The following is a 20,411-nucleotide window of genomic DNA, read 5'->3' as shown; positions in this document are numbered from 1 at the left end:
CTGATCCAACTTTCATGTATGTCACGCGCTTGCGCGGGAAAAGCTGACTCGGACGCCGGCGCGCGGACTGGTGCGGGCGAAGGGACTCGAACCCCCACATCTTGCGATGGCAGGACCTAAACCTGCTGCGTCTACCAGTTCCGCCACGCCCGCATCCGGCGAAAAGCGAGCGGTGCCCCTATCGCAGTGGCTTGAAAAGGGCAAGCGCCTTGGAATTACGGCTCGGAACAGTGTATGACGGCCTGAGTTGGGGAAGAAAGCATAAATCTTCAAAGGAGCCGCACGATGGCCACGACCCCCGATTCCCCGCAGCCAGACCGAATCGAACCCCAGTCCCCGCCCGAAAGCCCGCCGGTGACCGAACCGGACGGCGTGCCGCCCGTCATCCAGCCCGATGAGACGCCGGTGGTCGAGCCGGATCAGGTGCAACCGGGCGCGCCGCAGGAGGTGCCAGCTGCACCGGATTGAAGCAGCAGGAGATTGGTTGAAAGCGTCGTCATGCTGAACTTGTTTCAGCATCCATTTCTCGCCAACCACGGACCTTGCAAAGGGAGATATGGACCCTGAAACAAGTTCAGGGTGACGAATCTGCAGGCGTGATGACTGTTGTCAGTCATTTATTTCCACGCGCAGACACGCTTGAAAGACGCCCGTTTCACCCTCTTCTCTGTGCCAGATTTCCTTCACTGTCCAATAGTCGAAGTAGCCTCCCGCATCCTTCGAAATGTATTCGCCCAAGCGGGGCAAGAACGAAAATTCACCCTTGAACATGGGCTTCATTTCATCTTCGCCATAGACTTCAACCATCGGCATGGGTGATCTCGCTATTGCCTCATGCCAGAAGCCTGGCGATCAGTGACCAAGTTGCGTTGGATGACGCGTCGGAACTCGAGGGTGCCGAGCCGTTGGAGTTGCTTTCACACTCCAGGCAATAAGCCCTGATCCCGCCGCCTTCCATCAGGCGCATCACGTCCGCCTGCATCCGCGCCAGCAGGCCCTGCTGTTGTGCCGCCAAAGCGCCCGCCAGATCGTGTGCCCGTGCCTCGGGCGCTTCGCCGGTTTCCATCTGGCGGAGGAGTTGGGCGAAGGGGCTGGGTTCGTCTTCGATGTAGGCAGCGTGGAAGGTTTCTGCCTTGGCCTGTTTGGCGACCCATGCCACCGCATCATCCAGGCCGCCGAACTGGTCGACGAGGCCGAGCTGGCGGGCGGTGCCACCGTCCCAGATGCGCCCCTGCGCGATTCTGTCGATGTCGGCCGATGACTTGCCGCGCGCCTTGGCGACGAGGCCGAGAAAGCGGGTGTAGGTCTGTTCGACCTGGCCCTGCAGCAGCGCTTCGACCTGCGGGCTGAGGCCGCCCAGAAGGTCCGGCTGGCCCGAGAGCGGGGTCGTGCGGATCGAATCGGTGGTCACGCCATATTGCGGCAGCGTCTGTTCGAGCGTGGGCAGCACGGCGAAGACGCCGATCGAGCCGGTGATCGTGCTGGGTTCGGCAAAGATGCGCTGGGCAGGCGTGGAGACCCAGTACCCGCCGCTGGCGGCAAGGCTGCCCATCGAGACGGCGACCGGCAGGCCCCTGGCCTTCACCCGCTCCACCGCCGCGCGGATGCGTTCGGACGCCATGACCGAGCCGCCCGGCGAATCGACGCGAAGGACGAGGCCCGCATAGTCATCGCTCTGCGCCACGCCGTCGACCAGATCGGCGATGCGATCGCCGCCCGCGGTGCCGGGGCCGGCATCGCCATCGACGATTTCGCCCGCGACGGTGACGACGGCGACGGCGCTGCCCTGCTTCGAGACGGGCTTGTCAGCCAGATAGACCGGGAGTTCGGTGGCCTTGAAGGCGCCAAGCCCGGCGTCTTCGTCGGCCCCGGCAATCTCGGCCACGCGCTTTCCGAAAGCCACGCGGTCACCGATCTTGTCGACAAGGCCGGACTTGAGCGCGGCTTGTGCAGCGTCGTTTCCATTGTCGCGCACCCACTTGGCCGGGTCGGTGGTGGCGAGGGTCAGGTCGGCCTTGGGGCGGGCCTTCTTCACCTCGTCCTGCCAGTTCTGCCACAGCGTGCCATAGACTGCCTGCATCGCCTCGCGCGCTTCGGGCGACATTTCGGCGCGGATGTAGGGCTCCACCGCGCTCTTGTAGGTGCCGACCTTGAAGACGTGGACGTTGGCTTTCAGCTTGTCGATCAGGCCCTTGTAGAACAGCAGCGTGCCGCCGGGGCCGCTGATGGCAACGCCGCCCATGGGATCGACCCACGCTTCGGACGAATGCGCGGCCAGTTGCATCGCATCGTCGGTGTAGATCAGCGCGCGGACGAGCACGGGCTTCTTTGCCGCGCGCACCTTGTCCATCGCTGCGCCGATCTGGCTGAGGTGGACGGCCGAGCCGCCGCCGAAGGCTTCGAGATCGAGCACGACGGCCTTGATGCGCTTGTCGTCTGCCGCAGCGGCAATGGCGCGCGAGACGTCACGCGCGGTGTATTCCGGTTCGGGCGTCTGGCCTGACAGCAATTGCGTGGGCGAAATCTCGCTCGCTTCTTCCACCACGCGGCCTTCGAGCGGCAGGTAGAGCGCACCTTCGCGGACCATGCCGGGAGCGGGCCGCAGCGTGAGGACGGTGTAAAGGCCTGCGAAGAAAAGCAGCAGGAACAGCAGGACGAGACCGTCCTTGATGGCGACGAGGATCTTCCAGACCGATTTGGCAAAGCTCATGGGGCGCAGACTATTGTGGACGGGCGCGCTTTGCCAGCGGGAAACGGCTTGAGAATGGTGGGCCTGCCCTCTAGGGAACTGGCTTTAATGCAAAGCTCAACCAAACCCCAAGCGGACCGCTATCCAGCGGGCGGCCTCGCCTACCCGCACCGTGACCTGACCGGCATCGGCCAGCTGGCGCGCCACGAGATTCTCTACCTCCTCGACGAGGCGGAGCAGTGGGTGGAGCTGAACCGGCAGCCGAAGAAGAAGACCGATCTGCTGAACGGTCTGACGATCATCAACGCCTTCTTCGAGAACTCCACCCGGACGCTCCTGAGCTTCGAGATCGCGGGCAAGCGGCTGGGCGCGGACGTGGTCAACATGCACGCCGCCACCAGCAGCGTGAAAAAGGGCGAGACGCTGATCGACACGGCGATGACGCTCAACGCCATGCGCGCCGATGCCATCGTGATCCGCCATGCGAGTTCCGGCGCGGTGCGGCTGATTGCCGAGAAGGTCGATTGCCCGGTGCTCAACGCAGGCGACGGGCAGCACGAGCATCCGACGCAGGCGCTATTGGATGCGCTGACGATGCGCCACGCGCTGGGGCTGCCGGTGGGGTCAGACCTCAACGGGCTGAAGGTGACGATCTGCGGGGATATCCTGCACAGCCGCGTGGCGCGATCCAACATCCTGAGCCTGACGGCGCTGGGCGCGGACGTGCGGGTCTGCGCGCCGCCTGCGCTGATGCCGGCCGAGGTCGAGGCGATGGGAGTGACGCCGTTCCACGATTTCGATGCGGCATTGAAGGGCGCCAACATCGTGATGATGCTGCGCCTGCAGCAGGAGCGCATGAGCGGGCAGTTCATCCCCTCGCCCCGCGAATACCGCCATCTTTACGGGCTGACGCCGGAGCGGCTGGCCAAGGCCGAGCCCGATGCCTTCGTGATGCATCCGGGTCCGATGAACCGCGGGATCGAGATCGATTCGACCGTGGCTGACCACCCAACGCGCAGCCTGATCACGCGGCAGGTGGAAATGGGAGTGGCGATCCGCATGGCCTGCCTGGAAGTGCTGACCCGCCGGACGCGCGGCGTGCCGGGCTGGGAAACGGAAGGAGTTCCGGCATGATCGCGCGGCCCCTGACAATCACCGGCGGCAAGCTGGTACTGGGTGCGGGCGAGCCTGTTGCCGGAGCCGTGCGCTGCGAGGGCGGGCGCATTGTGGCGCTGGGCGATGTGACGCCGCAGGACGGCGACGACGTCTTCGACGCGGGCAGCAAGCTGATCGCGCCGGGCCTCGTTGATCTGGGCGTTTTTGCCATCGACAAGCCCGCGTTCCACTTCGGCGGGATCACCCGGGCGGCGCTGATGCCCGACCAGGGGCCGCCGCTCGACCATCCGGCGCGGGTGCGCTTCGCGGCACAGTCTGGCAAGCCGGACATGTGGGTTCACCCGCTGGCCGCGGCGACGCGCGGGCTTGAAGGCAGCGAGCTGGCCGAACTGGCGCTGATGCGCGATGCGGGCGCGAAGGCCGTGGCGACCGGGCGCGGCTGGATCGCGGATTCGGGCGTGATGCTTCGGTTGCTGCGCTATTGCGCGATGCTGGGGCTGGTGGTCGTCACCCATGCCGAGGACGCAGGCATAACCGGCAGCGCCGTGGCGACGGCAGGCGACGTGGCGACGCGTCTGGGCCTGCCAAGCGCGCCAGCGGAGGCCGAAGCACTGGCCGTGGCGCGCGACATCGCGCTAGCCGAGATTTCCGGCGCGCATGTCCATTTCCGGCAGGTGACGACCGCGCGGGCGCTCGATCTGGTGCGCGCAGCCAAGGCGCGTGGGGTGAAGGTGACGGCGGGGGTTACGCCGGCGCACTTCATCCTGTCTGACCTCGAACTCGTCGGGTTTCGCACCTTCTGCCGGATGTCCCCGCCGCTGCGGCAGGATGCGGACCGCAAGGCGGTGATCGCGGCGATCGGCGACGGCACGATCGACGTGATCTCATCCGGCCACGATCCGCGCGGGCCGGAGGACAAGCGCCTGCCCTTCGCGGATGCGGAACCGGGCATGGCCGGGGCCGAAACGCTGCTGCCGCTGACGCTCACGCTGGTCCGCGATGGCGTGATCACGATGGCCCGCGCATTCGAACTGCTCTGCGCCAACCCGGCGCGGCTGTTGGGCGTGGAGGCCGGGCGGCTTGAGGTGGGCACGGAAGCGGACATCGCGGTGGTCGATCCTGCCCGGCCGTGGATCGTCAATTCCGACAAGATGGCAGCGGCTGCCGGGAACACCCCGTTCGATCGCAGGCCCGTGGAAGGCCGCGTGACCGCGCTGTTCAAGGGCGGCGCGCGGATCGACTGATACGGCAAGGGCGCGGAACCTTTCGGTACCGCGCCCCCCGCCCGCTCTCACACGGTAACTTTAGAGCACTTTCCGACCAATCTGGCTCACCGTGACGGAGCCGATTTTGGCCGAGCGCGAGGATCGAGGAGGGAGCCCCTCGGACAGCGTCGCCTTGCTTGGACGGGCAACCAGCCCGCCCTGCACAAGGCTCCTTGCCGAGAAGCTCCCTGCGACAATCACGGTAAGCCCGATTGGTCGGAAAGTGCTCTAGAAACTCAGCGCTTGGCCATGCGGCTTTCGGTCGGGCGCTGCGGGCCGGGCATCGCTGCACCGCTGCCACGCATGACAAGGCACACGCCGCCGCGCGATTTGACCGACCCGCACATACTGCTCGCTGAAGCCTGTCCGCCAAAGCCGGCAGCCTGCACGCGCCAGAACGCCTTGCCATTGACCGAGACCTTGGTGGTCACGTTCGTGAAGCCCTTCAGTTCGGGATTGCGCGCGGTGTAATGGCGCCAGGCGCGGCGGGCACCCTCCGGCGTCGAGAAGGAGCCGAGCTGGACCAGATGGGTGCCAGCCTTTGCCGGGGCCGCGACGGGCTTTGCAGCCGGCACCTTCTTGCGCGCCGGAACGGCGGCGGGGCGGGCGTAAGGCTGCGACGCAGCCGATTGCGAAGCAGGCAGGTCAATCAGGGCAAGCTGCGCCTGCTGCGATTGCGACGAGGAATCGGCGAGCGAAGGGGTTGGTGATTGAGGCTCGGTTGCAGGCAGTTCCCTGACCGCAGCTTCGGCCAGTGCCGGAGCGGCGGCAGGTTCCGCGCGGGTGGCGGCTTCTGCGGCCAGCTGTTCGGTCGCTGGGAAGTTCGCCAGCGCCAGCGCCTGCGGCTGGCCGGTATCGCCACGCAGCGGCACGCCGAGCAGACCGGCCACGCGATCGCGGGTGCGTTCGGAATAGCCCATGAGCGCCCACTGCTCCATGCGGTCGCCAAGCTCGCTGGCAGGCACGTCCTGCGCGGCCATGGTGCGCGCTTCGCGCCACTGGCCAGCCAGCGCATAGGCAAGCGCGAGGTTCTGCCGAACCTTGGGCGTGTTCTCACCACCGCGCAGGGCCTGGGCAAGCACTTGTGCCCCCTGCTGCGGCTGGCCGGCGAGCGCCAGCGCGAGGCCGTAGTCCGAAGCGGCAATGCTGTCGCGGTAGGAATTGAGCGTGTCGATCGCCTCGGCATGGCGGCCAAGGGCAATGTCGGCGAGCGCGAGGCTGAGCGCGGTGCGGCTCGAGTCTTCGCCAAGCTCCATTGAATCGTCATAGGCCTGACGCGCGGATTCAAAGCGCCCGGCCTTGAGGTAGGCATTGCCGAGCAGCACGCGGTAGGCGGCGTTGCGCGGATCGGCGAGGACAGCCTTCTCGGCATTTTCGATCGCGGCCGTCGTGGTGCCCTTGGCCAGTGCGGCTTGGGCCGACGATGCGTACTTGTCGGGGTGGGCGCCGCCGCTGGCACAGCCGGTCAGGACGCCGGCGGCCAGCGCGGTGGACATCACCAGGCGGGCGGCGCGGTTGGGTGCGAATGCGGTGATCATGTCCATGGTCCCCTCAGGCGTCAGTTGCGCGTCACGGCGCGGCGGGCGAGGTCTTCAAGCCCGGGAAGTTCGGCCAGGAAGCGGTCGAGCGCCTCGGTCACCAGTTCCTGCGCGCTGCGATCTTCGAGCGTGCAGGCCAGGCGAAGGCGCATGTGGCGGTAGTTATCGAGGCGTAGCGTGAAAGCGGCCTTGCGGCCTTCCTGCAGTGCGGACCGGACCGGCTTGCCGCCCTTCAGGCGATTGCGGACGATCTTGATCGAAGCTGCCGAGGCAAATTCGTTCGACGGCGCAGGCTTCTCGAAGGCGGCGACCTTTTCGGCCAGCGCTTCGATCTGCTGGACGACCACGGGCTGCTCCACCTGAGCCGGAGCGGCGACTTCGGCGATGTCTTCGCCAAGGTCATTCCAGCCGAGATCGTCCTGCGAGAGGAAGCGGCTCTGCTCATCGTAGCTGATGGCCAGTTGCGGGCGCATCGCCGGACGGGCAGCCCCCTTGCGGGCAAGCAGGCTCGGCGAAAGCGAGGCGAGAGGCTTGGCGGCACTCATGGGCGGCGCCTCCTCAGGAACCGACGACGCGGCGGCCGAAGCCACCCATCGGGCGCGGCGCGCCTGCCATCGGGATGGCAGCGGCCTGCTGCGGCACGGCAAAGACGGTGCGGCGGAAGTTCTTTTCGAGTCGCTCGGAAATGTAGGTCCACAATGCAGCCACTTCCGCCGCCGACTTGCCGCCGGGATCGCATTCCATGACGGTGCGGCCATCGATCATCGAGGCGGCAAAATCGGTGCGATGATGCAGCGTCACCGGGGCTACCGTGCCGTGCTGCGAAAGTGCCACGGCGGCTTCCGAGGTGATGCGCGCCTTGGGCGTGGCGGCGTTGACCACGAAGATCAGCGGCTTGCCGGCGCGATCGCACAGGTCAACCGTGGCACCGACGGCGCGCAGGTCGTGCGGACTCGGGCGGGTTGGCACGACGATCAGTTCGGCGACCGAGATCACCGACTGGATGGCCATGGTGATGGCGGGCGGGGTATCTATGACCGCAAGCTTGAAGCCCTGCTGGCGCAGGATCATGAGGTCGGAAGCGAGGCGGGCAACAGTCGTCTGGGCAAAGGCCGGAAATTCGGCCTCGCGCTCGTTCCACCAATCGGAAAGGGAGCCTTGGGGGTCGATGTCGATCAGCACGACGGGCCCTGCTCCAGCGCGCTGGGCCTGGACGGCGAGGTGACCGGACAGCGTAGTCTTGCCCGATCCGCCTTTCTGCGATGCCAATGCCAGTACGCGCAAAGCCAAACCCCCTGATATTCGCACCTCGCAATGATGCAGGCGCACGCCACGTTCTCTTCGCGTCCGGATTCGCAGATCGGGCTGAAATTTCGGTTAACGTCGGTTCCATTCCGCGGATGGCCAATCGGCGACGTGCTACGGCCAGACGTCGGGGCCACTGCACTTTTCAGCCACAATCCGTTGCTAAGACTTCGCTAACGCCTCGTTGACTATACGGCTCGCGCAGCAAGTCCAGGATCGCAACTGGCACTGACCGAACGGGGTGGCTGCGGGTTGCAGGAACGATCGGGACAAGACTTTTTACTGGCATTCCACCGGGACGGACTTTGGCGACCATGAGAGACTTCAAGCGCAATTCCAGTCTGGCGATCACCGCTGCGGCGATGACGCTTGCCGCTGCTCCGGCACAGGCCGATACCAAGACGGGCGTCGAGGCGTGGTCGCGCGGGGAGCATGAAGCGGCGGTGAAGGAATGGCTCGGCCCTGCTGCCAAGGGCGATGCCGATGCGCAGTTCAACATGGGGCAGGCCTACAAGCTGGGCAAAGGGGTGCCGCAGGATCTGAAGCGCGCCGAAGCATGGTATCGCAAGGCCGCCGAGCTGGGCCATATCAAGGCGTCCGACACGCTGGGGCTGTTGCTGTTCCAGGACAACCGCAAGGCCGATGCCATGCCTTTCCTGCAGGCATCGGCCGAACGCGGCGAGCCGCGCGCGATGTACATCCTGGGCATTGCGCACTTCAATGGCGACACGGTGGGCAAGGACTGGGTTCGCGCCTATGCCCTGATGAGCCGGGCCTCGTCGAACGGGCTGGAACAGGCCACGCGGGCGCTGGCCATGATGGACAACATGGTTCCGCTCGAACAGCGCCAGCTTGGCGTATCGCTGGCGGCCGACCTTGAACAGAAGGCACAGGCCAAGCGCGCGGAGCAGTTTGCGGCGGCCGATCTGGGTGCCAAGGCCATGCCGACCGCGCCGGTCCGTCCGAGCACCCCGACGAGCTCGCTGGAGAAGACAGAGGTGCCGCCATCGATCATTACCGCAGGCGCAGACTTTGCCAATCCGGTGCCAATGCCCGCCCCCAAGCGCGTGGTCGGCAGCAATGCCCCGGCAGCAAAGCCGATCGTGAAGGCACCATCGGCTGCTGCGCAAATGGCGGAACTTCCGGCAGCAAAGCCGGTCGCACCCAAAGCGCCGAAGCCTGCTGCCGCTGCTCCTGTTCCCCCTGCCCCACAGGCCAAAGGCAACTGGCGCATCCAGCTGGGTGCATTCGGCGTGAAGTCCAATGCGGATGGGCTGTGGAGCAAGGTCAAGGCCCGACCCGAACTGGCAGGCCACGGCCGCATCGATCTTCCGTCCGGTTCGGTCACGCGCCTGCTTGCCGGGGGGTTTGCCGGTCAGGCCGAGGCAGACAGGGCTTGCGGCGCGCTCAAGGCTGGTGGCTTCACTTGCCTGGTGGTAAAGCCCTGATGACTTGGACGAAGACCTTCCCCCTACCCGCGCTGCCACTGCCCGCATAGACGCGATCGATTTCCTGCGCGGCGTGGCCGTGCTGGGGATTCTGGCGATCAATGTCACCGGGTTCTGGGGGCCCTCGCTCGCCACCTTCTCCCCGGCGATACCCAGAGCCGAGCCTGCCTCTTACGGCTGGTTCGCGTTTGCCTTCGTGGTGTTCGAGGGCAAGATGCGGGCGCTGTTCAGCATGCTGTTCGGAGCCAGCATGGTGCTGTTCGCCCAAGCTGCGGAGCGCAAGGGCGTGGACCCTGACGTAGCGCAAATCCGGCGGCTGCTGTGGCTCGCGCTGTTCGGCTACCTGCACTTCGCGCTGCTGTGGTGGGGCGACATCCTGTTTCTCTACGCGGTGTGCGGCTTGGCTGCGCTGCTGCTGCGCCGGCTGGAGCCGCGACAGCTGGTACTGATCGCCCTGCCCTTCTACGTGCTGGTTCACGTTATCGAAGCGCTGACCGCCCTGCCCGGCGCGCTGACCGAGCAGGCAGTGCTGGCGGGCACTGCGTCCCAGCCCGACGTTGCCGGACATGCCGCGATGGTGGGGCGCATTGCCGCGTCGGTGGCAAAGGACACCGCTGTGCTGAACGCGGGGTTCCTCCAGGCAATCTGGCTCAAGCTGACCGACAACCCCCTCCAGCCTCTGACCACAACGCTTTCAACCTTCACCGAGACGGTGCCGCTGATGCTGCTGGGCATGGCGATGGTGCGCGGCGGGTTCTTCACGGGCTGGCCACGCCGGCGGCTGGCAATGCTGGCCGGGTCGGGCATTGTCATCGGTGGGGTCCCGACCGTTATTGCGGTGCGGTGGCTGGAAGGGCACGGCTGGCCGCCGCAGGCAATGTTTCTGGCGATCGAGGACGGCATGGCCCTGCCGCACCTGTTGATGGCACTGGGCTATGCCGCCTTGCTGGTTCTGATCTTCCCAACCGTGCGGCAGTGGCGGATCGGCAAGGCGCTGGCCGCCGCGGGGCGCTGTGCGTTCAGCAACTATCTCGGGACGACCGTGCTGATGACGGCGATCTTCTCGGGGTACGGCCTTGGCCTTGGGCCGGAGATGCCGCGCGCCTGGCTTCCGGCGTTCGTGCTGCTGGGCTGGGTGGCGATGCTGGCCTGGCCACAGTGGTGGCTGCGGCGCTTCGGGCAAGGTCCGCTGGAGCGGGCGTGGCGCCGACTGGCGCTTTGGGCGCGTTAACCAAGCTTGGTAATCTGCCAAATCCCCGCCGTCCCGCAGCGGGACGCGGGCGGATCGGGACTGGCACCCCCAAGCGTTAACGCCTATTCCTTAAGGGGAAAGGAGTGGCGCGAATGGCCGGGCAATCGGGTTGGTGGACAAAGCGCTGGGTGCGGATGCCGTTGGGCATGATCGCCACGGGCGCCGCTTCATTGCTCGCCTTCCACGCCGGACAAGACATCGCGCAAATCGCCTTTGGCAACGGCACTGCAGAAGCCGCGCCTGCCATTGTCGCAGTGCCCAAGCCCGTTCCCGCCGTGGCGCCAAAGCCGGTCGACGGGCCGTTCGTGGTCAAGTCGATCCTGCCGATCAACGAGCCGATCCGCTTCGGCAAGTTCTACTGGGACGAAAGCCGCGCACCTGCTTCGGGCGCGCTGGTGGTGACCGTCGACCTTGCCGCACGGGTCATCTCGGTATTCCGCGACGGGCACGAGATCGGTGCGGCGGCGATCCTCAAGGGCTATGGCGAGAAGCCGACCCCGACCGGCGTTTTCCCGATCACCGAAAAGGACGCCGACCACGTATCGAACATCTACGACGCGCCAATGCCGTGGATGATGCGCCTGACCAATGACGGTATCTCGATCCACGGCAGCAAGGTGGAAAAAGGCTATGCCACCAATGGCTGCATTGGCGTGCCCGATGCCTTTGCCGAAAAGCTGTTTCGCATCGCCAGCCTGGGCGACAAGGTGATCGTTACCGACGGCAGGACCATGCAGGTGGGCGACCCGATCCTGACAGGCGAACACGCCAGCTGACGAGTGCCCACCTCCAACCCTCCCGCTTGAGGGAGGGGAGCAAGATCAGGCCAGGCCTTTGCTCGTGCTGGTCCTTGAAGCATCGCCGACCGAGCTGCCCCCGTCGACATCGAGAATTGCGCCGGTCACGTAGCTGGCGGCGGGGGTGGACAGGTAGACTGCAGCTTCAGCAATCTCATAAGCTGTACCCCAGCGCTTCATCGGGATGCGGGCGTAGTGTGCCTGCCGGGTGGTCTCGTCGGGTGCAAGACGCGCCATGCCTTCGGTGTCCGCAATCGGCCCAGGCGAGATGCCGTTGACACGCACGTCCGGGCCCCACTCAATCGCAAGCGTGCGGACAAGCTGATTGATCCCGGCCTTGGCCGCGCAGGCATGGGCCTGCATCGCCATCGCCTGTTCGGCTTGCCCCGCCGTGATCGCGATCAGCGAGGCGCCGGGGTTGAGCAGTTCGTGGCAGCCGCGAAAGACGTTGAACGTGCCGAGCAGATCAATATCGACCACGGTCTTGAAGGCATTGGCCGACATGCCGAGGACGGGCGCGAGGAAGTTGCCCGCCGCGCCCGAGATGACAATGTCGAGCGCGCCGATTTCATCGCGCACGGACTTCATCGCTTCGCAGATCGCGCCGTAATCACGCACGTCGGCGGCTCGCCATACAGCGTCATGGCCGATCTCGGCAGCAGCGTTGGTAGCCTTCTCGGGATTGCGGCCAAGCACCGCCACGCGGGCGCCAAGTTCTGCAAAGCGCCTGGCAATGCCAAGGTTGATGCCGCTGGTGCCGCCCGCGATGAACGCGGTCTTTCCGGCGAGGACGTCGTCACGGAACGGGGAGTGGGTCATGCGGAAATCCTCAGCGGGGGGCCATGCGGATCGCGCCGTCGAGACGGATCGCCTGGCCGTTGAAATAGCTGTTACGAACCAGTTCCATGGCGAGGCTGGCAAACTCCTCGGGCTTGCCGAGGCGCTTGGGGAACGGGACGGAAGCGTTGAGGCTGTCGAGCACCTTGTCGGGCAGCCGGCCCAGCAGTGGCGTGCCGAAGATCCCCGGCATGATCGCGTTGACGCGGATGCCGAGGTCCATCAGATCGCGCGCCATCGGCAGGACGAGGCCGTTGACCCCGGCCTTCAGCGAGCCATAGGCGACCTGCCCCACTTGCGCGTCCTGCGCGGCAACCGAGGCCGTCAGGATGATCGAACCGCGCTCGCCGTCTTCGAGCGGTTCGAGGCTCGCCATGCCCAGCGCCGAGAGCGAGGCGATGCGGTAACTGGCAATCAGGATGCCCTGCGCGGCGTACTCGTAGTCCTCGGTCGAAAGTCTTGTGAACTCACCGGTCTCGCGGTTGCGGCTGACGGTCTTGCCCTTGCGATGGGTCATCGCGCAGTGGACGCAGACGCGCTCCTGCCCGTGGGCCGCCCGGGCCGTGGCGAAGCCTGCGACGACCGAGTCCTCCGAGGTAATGTCGACCTTGCAGAACAGGCCGCCGATGGCCTGAGCCACGGCTTCGCCCTGCTCCTCGTTGACGTCGAAGATCGCGACCTTCACGCCCGCCGCGGCCAGTGCTTCTGCTGTCGCGCGGCCAAGCCCGGATGCGCCCCCGGTGACGACAGCGCTGATCGAACCATCGATCTTCATGCCAGCAGGCTCCCGAGGCGACCGCGGATGATCTCCTCGGCATCGCCGACGATGCGATCGATCAGTTGCTGGCAGGTCGGGATGTCATGGATAAGGCCCTGCACCATGCCCGCCCAGAACACGCCCTTGGACAAGTCGCCAGTCTCGAGCAGTTGCTTGCCGGCGCGGCCGTTGACCAGTTCCTGCACGTCTTCGAACTTCGCATCGGGCTTCGACAGGCGGCGGACGACTTCTTCGGACACTTCGCTACGGCCGACGCGGGCGGTGTTCTTGAAATTGCGGAAGATCAGGAAGCTGCCGCGCTCGTCGTTGTCGATATAGGCCTGCTTGACGTTGTCATGGATCGGCGCCTCGACCGTCGCGCAGAAGCGGGTGCCCATGTTGATGCCCTCCGCCCCGAGCGAAAGCGCCGCGACGAGGCCGCGCCCATCGCCGAAGCCGCCCGAGGCGAGCATCGGGATCTTCACCTTGTCAGCCGCTGCCGGGATCAGGATGAGGCCGGGGATGTCGTCCTCTCCGGGGTGCCCGGCGCATTCGAAACCGTCGATCGAGATGATGTCGCAACCGGCGCGCTCGGCCGAAAGCGCGTGGCGCACGGCGGTGCACTTGTGGAGTATGGTCACGCCATGGGGCTTGAGCATTTCCCAGATCTCGCGGACCGCCTGCGTGCCCGCCGTCTCGACGATCTTCACGCCCCCGTCGATGATCGCCTGGGCATAGGCCTTGTAGTCGGGCGAATTGACGGTCGGGAAGATCGTCATGTTCACGCCGAAGGGCTTCGCGGTCATGCCCTTGGTGCGCTCGATCTCATCACGCAGGGCTTCAGGCGTTGGCTGGGTCAGCGCGGTGATGATGCCGAGGCCGCCGGCGTTGGAGACCGCGGCTGCCAGTTCGGCATAGCCGACATTCATCATGCCGCCCTGCACGATCGGATGCTCGATGCCGAGCATTTCGGTGATACGGGTCCTGATCGCCATTCCTGCCTCTCCCAAAGCACGTTTAACTGATCGGTTAAACTGACTCAGGGAACTTGGCAAGCGGGGTCAGAGAATATCGTAGCCTTCGCCAAGCGAGGCGCGCAGCTTGTCAAGCGCCTGGGCCTTCAACTGGTGGACCCGCGGGATGCTGACGCCGAGGACTTCGGCGATCTCGGCAAGGTTCAGTTCCTCGACGAAGTAGAGCTGAATGATCATCTGCAGCCGCTCCGGCAAGTCGGCGACCGCCGACGCTACCGCGCCGCGCATCTCGTCATCCGCGAGCATGGCGAAGGCATCCGGGCGATCGTCAGCAAAGGCAGCGTTGCTGTCGGAATAGGCATCGTCGATGGTTTCGAAGCGCAGGGGTTCGTCGGCGGCCTGCTGGTCTGCCAGCTCGCGCTCGGTCAGGCCCATGGCAGCGGCAAGTTCGGCATCACTGGGCGGACGACCGAGATCGTTCGTCAGCGCCGTGGTCTTCTCGCGCAGAAGCCGGCGGCGTTCGGTCGCCGAGCGCGAGAGCGGCGTCGAGCGGCGGACAAGGTCGACCATGGCGCCACGCACGCGCAGCTTGGCATAGGCGGCAAAGCCATCCTCGGTGGGGCCATCGTGGCGCTGGGCGCATTCGGTCAGCGCCACGAGGCCCGCCTGGATGAGGTCCTCGATCTCGATCCCGGCTCGGCCCGATCCGTGGACGTGCCAGGCAAGGCGCTTCACCAGCGGCAGGAAGCGGCGGATTCTGTCGGCGGCCTCGTTCTTCGCATAGGCGCGGGCGGCGGCGAAACCGCGATGGTCGTGTTTCATGCGGCAAGTCCCTCAGGGATAGGCAGCTCTGGACGGGCAGGTTGCGGCGGTGCTTCTCCGCCGATGACCGAGATGACCTCGATCGGCTGCGAAGGCGGCAGTTCGGAAATCGACATGACAAGGCAGTTCGGCGCGCGCAGGCGCAGCAATGCGGCAAGCGGGCGGCGGGCGCGGGGCTGGACGATCAGGGCAATCGATGGCGCGGCAGGCCCGCGCTCGGCGATCAGCGTGGAGATGCGCTCGCCGATGCCGCGCGCGAGATCGGGTTCTATCACCGGCTGGCCGGTGGCAGGATCGTGCATTCCGCCAACGATCATCTGTTCGAGCCCGGCTTCGAGCGTGACGACAGGCAGGCACTCGTCAGGACCGCAAATGCGCCCGACGATCATGGCACCAAGGTCTGCGCGCAGCAGGTCCACCAAGCGATCGTGGTCGTTCGTCTGCTGCAGTGCCTCGCTCAGCGCCGAAAGGATCGGGAGCGGGTGGGCGATGGAGATGCCGTCGTCGAGCAGGGCATGGAACAGGCGGGTAAGCGCACCAAGGGACATCGGCTGCGGATGGATCGTCTCGACAAGGCCCGCGGCGCGTTCCTTGACGCCCTCGAGAATGGCCTTGACCTCGTCGGGGCCGAGCAGCGCCGAGGGACGGTCGCCCAGAACCTGATTGAGATGCGTGGCAACGACGGTGCTGGCATCGACCGTGAGAAAACCCTCGGCAATGGCCAGATCGCGCTGCGCCGGATCGATCCAGATAGCCGGGCAGCCAAAGCTGGGATCGCGGGTGGCTTCGCCGCGCAGGCCATGGTCCGGGCTGGCGTCGCCCGCATCGATGGCGAGGATCTTGTCCGGGCGCATGTCGGCAACGCCGACGGGCACGCCGCCGAGCAGGATACGGTAGGCGTTGGCGCCAAGTTCCAGCGAATCCCGCACGCGAAACTGGGGAACGATGAAGCCGAAGGCCTGGCTGAGCTGCTTGCGCACCCCGGTGAGCCTGGCGACCAGCGGCGAGCCGCGCCTTTCGTCGACCAGATGGATCAGGCCATAGCCCATCTCGATGGTCACAAGGGTGTGGTCGCTGACATCCTCGAGCGTGATGCGGTTGGGATCAATCGGCTCTGGCGCGACGACAGGCTCGACCACCGGGCGTTCGGCGCGTTTCTTGAGCGCCCACCACAGCCAACCGGCAAGCGCGGCGGCAGGCAGGAACACGATCTGCGGCATCGCCGGAATTGCGCCGATCGCACCCATGATCACGGCAACGGGCAGCCAGATTGCAGGGTTGGCGAACTGGCCGCCGATCTGGCCGGTAAGGTCGCGGCTGTCCGACACGCGGGTGACGATCACGGCAGCGGCGATCGAGAGCAGGAGCGAGGGGACTTGGGCCACCAGCGCATCGCCGATGGCGAGCGTGATATAGAACTCTGCGGCCTGGGATGCGGTCAGGCCGTGGCTGATCATGCCCAGGCAGAAGCCGGCAATGATATTCACCCCCAGGATCAACAGCGCGGCGATGGCATCGCCCTTCACGAACTTGGACGAACCGTCCATCGAGCCGTAGAAATCGGCCTCGGTCGCAACTTCGCGGCGGCGGGCCTTGGCTTCATCGGCCGTGAGCAGGCCAGCGGCGAGATCGGAGTCGATCGCCATCTGCTTGCCCGGCAGGGCGTCAAGCGTGAAGCGGGCGGACACTTCCGAGACGCGGCCCGCGCCCTTGGTGACGACGACCATGTTGATGATCATCAGGATCATGAAGACGAACAGGCCGACCGCAAAGTTGCCGCCGATCAGGAACGCGCCGAAGGCCTCGATGACGTGGCCTGCTGCCGCGCCGCCCTCATGGCCATTCACCAGCACGATGCGTGTGGATGCGACGTTGAGTGCCAGACGCAGCAGCGTGGCAAAAAGCAGGACCGAGGGGAACGCCGAGAAATCGAGCGGCTTTTCAGCATTCATCGCCGCCATCAGGATGGCGACCGAAAGCGCCATGTTCAGCACGAAGAATACGTCGAGCAGGATGGCCGGGATCGGCACGACCATCAGGACGATGAGCATGAGGATGCCAGCGGGCAAGGCCATCGCGGCGGGGGAGCCGAAGCGCTTCAGCATGGCCTAGAGCCCCATTGCCGAAAGGCGGCCATAGGCCTGCCGCACATGCGCGGGCGCCGATGCGCCGTCGTTGAGGGCGAAGGCCTGCTTGAGTGTATCGGCCATCGAGCTGGCTGCCGCCGGCACAGGATTGCCGCTACCTGCCGCCGCGCTCTGGAATTCGCGGGCGATCGGTCCGCCGGTGAATTGCTGCGCCTGCGCCGTGGCCGGGGTGACGCCCAAGCTCGCGGCCCATTGCAGGGCTTCGTCGCCGCTTGCACCCTCGCTGGCTGCTGCCATGCGGTTGCGGATAAGGGACATGACGTCGCTGACCGAGCGCGGCGATCCGCTGCGGTCGTAGAAGGTGGAGCGATTGGCAGCCGCTGCCGAAGGCAGCAAGGCGGCGGCTGATTGCGAGGGATCGTTGCCCAGGGCGGTCAGGAAGCGCCCTGCCCCTTCGGCTCCGAAGAAATGGGCAAGGTAAAGCTCGGCATGGTCAGGCTGTCGGCCGAGCACCCCGCTCAGGTAATCGCCATTGTCGCCCGCCAGCTCACCCGCCATCGTTGCGGCGACTTGCGGATCGAAACGCAGTGCAAGCAACTGGGCGCGGGCAGCAGGATCGCTCGCCGCGCCGCTGCGGATCATGTCACTGGCCCAGGCGAGGCCGTGTTCGGCGCCATGCTTTTCGAGCGTGCGCAGCCAGGTTCCGGTGGTGAACTGGTAGAGCCCCGAAGCACTCGATGTGCGCGACCGGGCGGACGGATCGAGGCTCGACTCCAGCTTGGCCTGCGCCATGAGATAGGCAAAGTCGGTGCCCGTAGCCTGCGCGGCCCCGGCAATCGCCCCACGCACGCTTACCCCGGCTCCGCTGATGGCGGCCGGGGATTGGGGTAAGGCAAAGGTCTCGGCTGAACTCACTGAACTGTCCTTCCGGCCGCAGGTTGGCGGCGTGTCGGAGAGCGTTCAGCAAGGGGCGTGCCAATTTGGGAGCGCCCGGAAATCAGGCCGTGCGAAGGCGGTGGACCTGCGGGTTCGCGCGGTAGAGCGGCGCCGATCCCGAAAGCGCGTCGAGACGGGCCGAGACATTGGCCGCAATCAGGTTGCGGACCTTGCGATTGGCCTCGTTCTGGCGGCGCGCGGCTTCAAGAAGGCCACGGCATTCCTCGTCCACCAGGGTCTGGTCGACATCGGCGAGCGTGCCGCACAGATCCGCCTTGTTCGACGCACAGCCCATGATCATGTCGAGATCGAGCCCGGCAAGCGCATGCCGCTCCTGCTGCAGGACGGCAAGCATCTGCCGAAGCGTCTCGCGAAGGTCCGATGGGCGAGCAACGGTAGAGGTGGCCATTACTGTGCAGTCCTCAGCAGCATGCCGGCCGCGATCATGGCGTCGGCGATCTTGGTGGGGATGATGGGGTAGTTTCCGGTCTCGATGGCGTGCCGGATGTCCTTGACCCGCTCGGCATCGACCGGCGCGGCCTGCCCTGCGTCGAGTGCGACAGAGCGTTCGATCTGTGCAGCTGCGCCGGCATCGGCAACGGGGGCATTGTCGACGGTCGGGGCCGCCACTGCAGCCTTCGTGGACTTGGGCGTACTGACCTGCACCGGCCCAACCGGGCGCGATGCACCGATTTCAATAGGTGACATGGTTCCGCTCCTAGCGTTTGATACAGGCAAGAACGGTGGTCTTGCCGATCTCTTAAGGGCGGGAGCGGAAAATTTTTGCCGGTTTGTTAAAATTGGCGATCGCAGGCGTCAGTCGATAGGCACGACGACAAGGCCGGGCCGCTCGATACGCGCGCGGATCGGGGTGGCGCGAGCACTGGTCCGCACGCGGATCCAGCTGCCCAAGGCACCCGAATCCAAAGCTTCGCCTGACTGCGCGACCGAGAATCCCTCGCCCGCTGCAGTGATCGTTACCGCTTCGCCGCGCGAGATTGCCGGTGCAGCGGCAGGAGCTTGCCGGGCGTTGCCGGATAGCGCCACGAAAAGCCGCCAGCCTCCGGCATCGGGACATTGGACGAGAACTGTATCCTGCCGGTTGCCCTGCCAGTCTAGCGACAAGGGCGAGCGGCACGCAGCAAGGCGCAGACGGCGGTCAACCGGCAGCGTTGCGCCACCTGGCTCACCGATACCGGCGCCGGTAAAAGCCGCCACGGCGCGGTCGATCGCAACGAGATCGTGGAACGGAGAGCTCTGCGCCGAAGAGGGCGCAGCAGCGGCGCAGGCAATGATCGCACTGGCGACAAGGGTACTGGCAAGAGGATTACGATTGGTCATTTTCAGGCATCCTGACTGGAGATGCCCATGCCCAGCAATCATCGTGCCAGAGCCCTAGGTTCCAGACTGGATCACCGGACGGGCCGCGTCGTTGGTCTACCGCCTGGCCGAGACTTCGCTGGTGTAGACCAGCGTCACGCTGGCCCCCGCACGCTGGCCGGGCTCAACGAAGATGCGCGCCTGACTTGCGCGCGGGCCGCCACTCTCAGCCAATTGCGCCGCCTGCGCCATCGCTGCTGAGCGGCTGTCGCCAGTATATCGGATGACGATCCGCACCTCGAGCCGAGGATCCTTGGCGACCTGCCCCAACCATGTGTCCAAGGGTGGCGCGTTGCTGCCCGCGCTCCAGACCGCAACGGGTTCGCTTTCGGAAACAGCGGCAACGGGCAGGACGGCAGTGGCCGACTGGTGAGCCTTGTCACCTGCCTGGGAAAGCGCGGAAGCAGTGGCGAGAAAGAGGATCAGGGAAAGGTCGGCAAGGGCGTATTGCCACCCAGTTCCGGCGCGAACGATCATGCGGCGGTGCCGCCATGGCCGTGCTGGGGGCGCATTCCATGGCCGTGCCCATGCGAAGCGCCGGATACCAGAGATACCGATGTTGGGTGCAGCGAGGATGGCAAGGCCGGTTCGATCTGCGCCGAGAGCCAGTCGATCACCTCCTGTCGGTGCCGTTCCTCGTCCTGGGAGCGCCGCTCAACCGCCCGGGCAAGGGGCGCAAGCACGAGATTGGCCAGCAACAGGCCATAAAGCGTGGTCAGCACGGCCATCGAGATCGCGCCGCTGAGTGCGCCTTGTTCAAGCCCGGTCGCGGGCAGGCGGCTGAGCGAGACCAGCGTGCCGACCATGCCGAACACCGGCCCGAGTTCGGCGGCCTGGGCCAATGTGCGGACAGCCGCGTTGGCTGCCGCGATCCTGTTGCGGCGATGGTCATGGTGTCGTTCGATCAAGGCATCGAGCGAGCGCGAGCGGATCAGCACGTCGGTCACGTCGTCGAACTCGCGATCGCCGATCGCGCTGGTGCTGGCGCGCAGCAGCCCATCGCGGCGGATTGCCGAAACCTGTGCGGCAAGATCAGCCTTGGCCTGAACAGAAGAGAAGCGCTTCGCAAACAGTCCGGCAATGGCCCGGCCAGTGACCACCAGTTCATGCCGGCCCGAGCGCAGCACGGTGGCCAGCGCAGTTCCGGCAAGGACAATCGACAATGACAGGCCGTCGAAAAGAATGGCAGGTGGCATGAGCGGAACGTC

General features: G+C 66.0%; 22 protein-coding genes and 1 tRNA gene. 6 read left to right on the top strand and 17 right to left on the bottom strand.

What is annotated here, in order from left to right:
• Positions 1-68 precede the first annotated feature (68 nt).
• Positions 69-153 (bottom strand) — tRNA-Leu (locus AC3WLM_RS11245).
• Between the two features lie 132 nt (positions 154-285).
• Here AC3WLM_RS11245 and AC3WLM_RS11240 point away from each other — a divergent pair.
• Positions 286-468 (top strand): hypothetical protein, encoded by a 183-nt coding sequence (locus tag AC3WLM_RS11240; protein WP_492477395.1) that lies wholly within the window; start codon positions 286-288, stop codon positions 466-468.
• 141 nt (positions 469-609) lie between these two features.
• Here the strand turns inward: AC3WLM_RS11240 and AC3WLM_RS11235 are convergent, their stop codons facing one another.
• Both AC3WLM_RS11235 and sppA read right to left on the bottom strand, forming a co-directional pair.
• Positions 610-813, bottom strand: a complete 204-nt coding sequence (locus AC3WLM_RS11235; protein ID WP_193827668.1) for a hypothetical protein — start codon at positions 811-813, stop codon at positions 610-612.
• Between the two features lie 19 nt (positions 814-832).
• A complete protein-coding gene (gene sppA / locus AC3WLM_RS11230; protein WP_492477394.1) occupies positions 833-2,710 on the bottom strand; it encodes a signal peptide peptidase SppA in 1,878 nt (625 codons plus the stop codon).
• Between the two features lie 87 nt (positions 2,711-2,797).
• Between sppA and AC3WLM_RS11225 the strand changes: the two genes are divergently transcribed.
• Together AC3WLM_RS11225 and AC3WLM_RS11220 are read left to right on the top strand one after the other, a co-directional pair.
• Positions 2,798-3,823, top strand: coding sequence for an aspartate carbamoyltransferase catalytic subunit (locus tag AC3WLM_RS11225; RefSeq protein ID WP_492477393.1), 1,026 nt, complete (start codon positions 2,798-2,800; stop codon positions 3,821-3,823).
• Positions 3,820-5,049: a dihydroorotase gene (locus AC3WLM_RS11220; protein WP_062345809.1), complete on the top strand. Its 1,230-nt coding sequence runs from the start codon at positions 3,820-3,822 to the stop codon at positions 5,047-5,049. The genes AC3WLM_RS11225 and AC3WLM_RS11220 overlap by 4 nt, the downstream gene beginning before the upstream one ends.
• 257 nt (positions 5,050-5,306) lie before the next feature.
• Here AC3WLM_RS11220 and AC3WLM_RS11215 read toward each other — a convergent pair whose 3' ends face one another.
• From AC3WLM_RS11215 to AC3WLM_RS11205, 3 genes are read right to left on the bottom strand one after another with little or no spacing between them, the layout of a single operon-like run.
• On the bottom strand, positions 5,307-6,608 hold the full coding sequence (locus tag AC3WLM_RS11215; protein WP_492477392.1) for an SPOR domain-containing protein: 1,302 nt from the start codon (positions 6,606-6,608) through the stop codon (positions 5,307-5,309).
• A gap of 20 nt (positions 6,609-6,628) precedes the next feature.
• Positions 6,629-7,153: a hypothetical protein gene (locus AC3WLM_RS11210; protein WP_039336296.1), complete on the bottom strand. Its 525-nt coding sequence runs from the start codon at positions 7,151-7,153 to the stop codon at positions 6,629-6,631.
• 13 nt (positions 7,154-7,166) lie between these two features.
• Positions 7,167-7,892: an AAA family ATPase gene (locus AC3WLM_RS11205; RefSeq protein ID WP_039336128.1), complete on the bottom strand. Its 726-nt coding sequence runs from the start codon at positions 7,890-7,892 to the stop codon at positions 7,167-7,169.
• A gap of 335 nt (positions 7,893-8,227) precedes the next feature.
• Between AC3WLM_RS11205 and AC3WLM_RS11200 the strand changes: the two genes are divergently transcribed.
• From AC3WLM_RS11200 to AC3WLM_RS11190, 3 genes are all read left to right on the top strand, one after another.
• Positions 8,228-9,361, top strand: a complete 1,134-nt coding sequence (locus tag AC3WLM_RS11200) for an SPOR domain-containing protein (RefSeq protein WP_039336130.1) — start codon at positions 8,228-8,230, stop codon at positions 9,359-9,361.
• 4 nt (positions 9,362-9,365) lie between these two features.
• Entirely contained in the window at positions 9,366-10,592 is a 1,227-nt protein-coding gene (locus tag AC3WLM_RS11195; protein ID WP_492477391.1) for a DUF418 domain-containing protein, read from the top strand.
• 113 nt (positions 10,593-10,705) lie between these two features.
• Positions 10,706-11,389: a L,D-transpeptidase family protein gene (locus AC3WLM_RS11190; protein ID WP_039336132.1), complete on the top strand. Its 684-nt coding sequence runs from the start codon at positions 10,706-10,708 to the stop codon at positions 11,387-11,389.
• A gap of 45 nt (positions 11,390-11,434) precedes the next feature.
• Here AC3WLM_RS11190 and AC3WLM_RS11185 read toward each other — a convergent pair whose 3' ends face one another.
• From AC3WLM_RS11185 to AC3WLM_RS11135, 11 genes are all read right to left on the bottom strand, one after another.
• Entirely contained in the window at positions 11,435-12,229 is a 795-nt protein-coding gene (locus AC3WLM_RS11185) for an SDR family oxidoreductase (RefSeq protein WP_492477390.1), read from the bottom strand.
• A gap of 10 nt (positions 12,230-12,239) precedes the next feature.
• Complete coding sequence (locus AC3WLM_RS11180) at positions 12,240-13,022, bottom strand: SDR family oxidoreductase (RefSeq protein ID WP_492477389.1); 783 nt, start codon at positions 13,020-13,022, stop codon at positions 12,240-12,242.
• Positions 13,019-13,999, bottom strand: a complete 981-nt coding sequence (locus AC3WLM_RS11175; protein ID WP_492477388.1) for an NAD(P)H-dependent flavin oxidoreductase — start codon at positions 13,997-13,999, stop codon at positions 13,019-13,021. The genes AC3WLM_RS11180 and AC3WLM_RS11175 overlap by 4 nt, the downstream gene beginning before the upstream one ends.
• Positions 14,000-14,065: 66 nt before the next feature.
• Entirely contained in the window at positions 14,066-14,800 is a 735-nt protein-coding gene (locus AC3WLM_RS11170; protein WP_062345823.1) for a sigma-70 family RNA polymerase sigma factor, read from the bottom strand.
• The gene (locus tag AC3WLM_RS11165; RefSeq protein ID WP_492477387.1) at positions 14,797-16,905 is read right to left on the bottom strand and encodes a flagellar biosynthesis protein FlhA; all 2,109 of its coding nucleotides are present in this window, start codon (positions 16,903-16,905) and stop codon (positions 14,797-14,799) included. The genes AC3WLM_RS11170 and AC3WLM_RS11165 overlap by 4 nt, the downstream gene beginning before the upstream one ends.
• A gap of 3 nt (positions 16,906-16,908) precedes the next feature.
• Positions 16,909-17,802: a lytic transglycosylase domain-containing protein gene (locus AC3WLM_RS11160; protein WP_231735589.1), complete on the bottom strand. Its 894-nt coding sequence runs from the start codon at positions 17,800-17,802 to the stop codon at positions 16,909-16,911.
• A gap of 82 nt (positions 17,803-17,884) precedes the next feature.
• The gene (locus tag AC3WLM_RS11155) at positions 17,885-18,232 is read right to left on the bottom strand and encodes a hypothetical protein (RefSeq protein ID WP_052242566.1); all 348 of its coding nucleotides are present in this window, start codon (positions 18,230-18,232) and stop codon (positions 17,885-17,887) included.
• A complete protein-coding gene (gene flgM, locus AC3WLM_RS11150) occupies positions 18,232-18,531 on the bottom strand; it encodes a flagellar biosynthesis anti-sigma factor FlgM (protein WP_039336146.1) in 300 nt (99 codons plus the stop codon). Before flgM ends, AC3WLM_RS11155 begins: the two co-directional genes overlap by 1 nt.
• A gap of 108 nt (positions 18,532-18,639) precedes the next feature.
• Entirely contained in the window at positions 18,640-19,164 is a 525-nt protein-coding gene (locus tag AC3WLM_RS11145; RefSeq protein WP_039336148.1) for a flagella basal body P-ring formation protein FlgA, read from the bottom strand.
• Between the two features lie 96 nt (positions 19,165-19,260).
• Positions 19,261-19,680, bottom strand: a complete 420-nt coding sequence (locus AC3WLM_RS11140; protein WP_492477386.1) for a hypothetical protein — start codon at positions 19,678-19,680, stop codon at positions 19,261-19,263.
• Entirely contained in the window at positions 19,677-20,399 is a 723-nt protein-coding gene (locus tag AC3WLM_RS11135; RefSeq protein ID WP_492477385.1) for a MotA/TolQ/ExbB proton channel family protein, read from the bottom strand. Before AC3WLM_RS11135 ends, AC3WLM_RS11140 begins: the two co-directional genes overlap by 4 nt.
• Between the last annotated feature and the right edge of the window lie 12 nt (positions 20,400-20,411).

The organism is Novosphingobium sp. FW305-C-30-35, from assembly GCF_058783135.1.
This window is presented reverse-complemented; position numbering and strand designations above follow the sequence as displayed.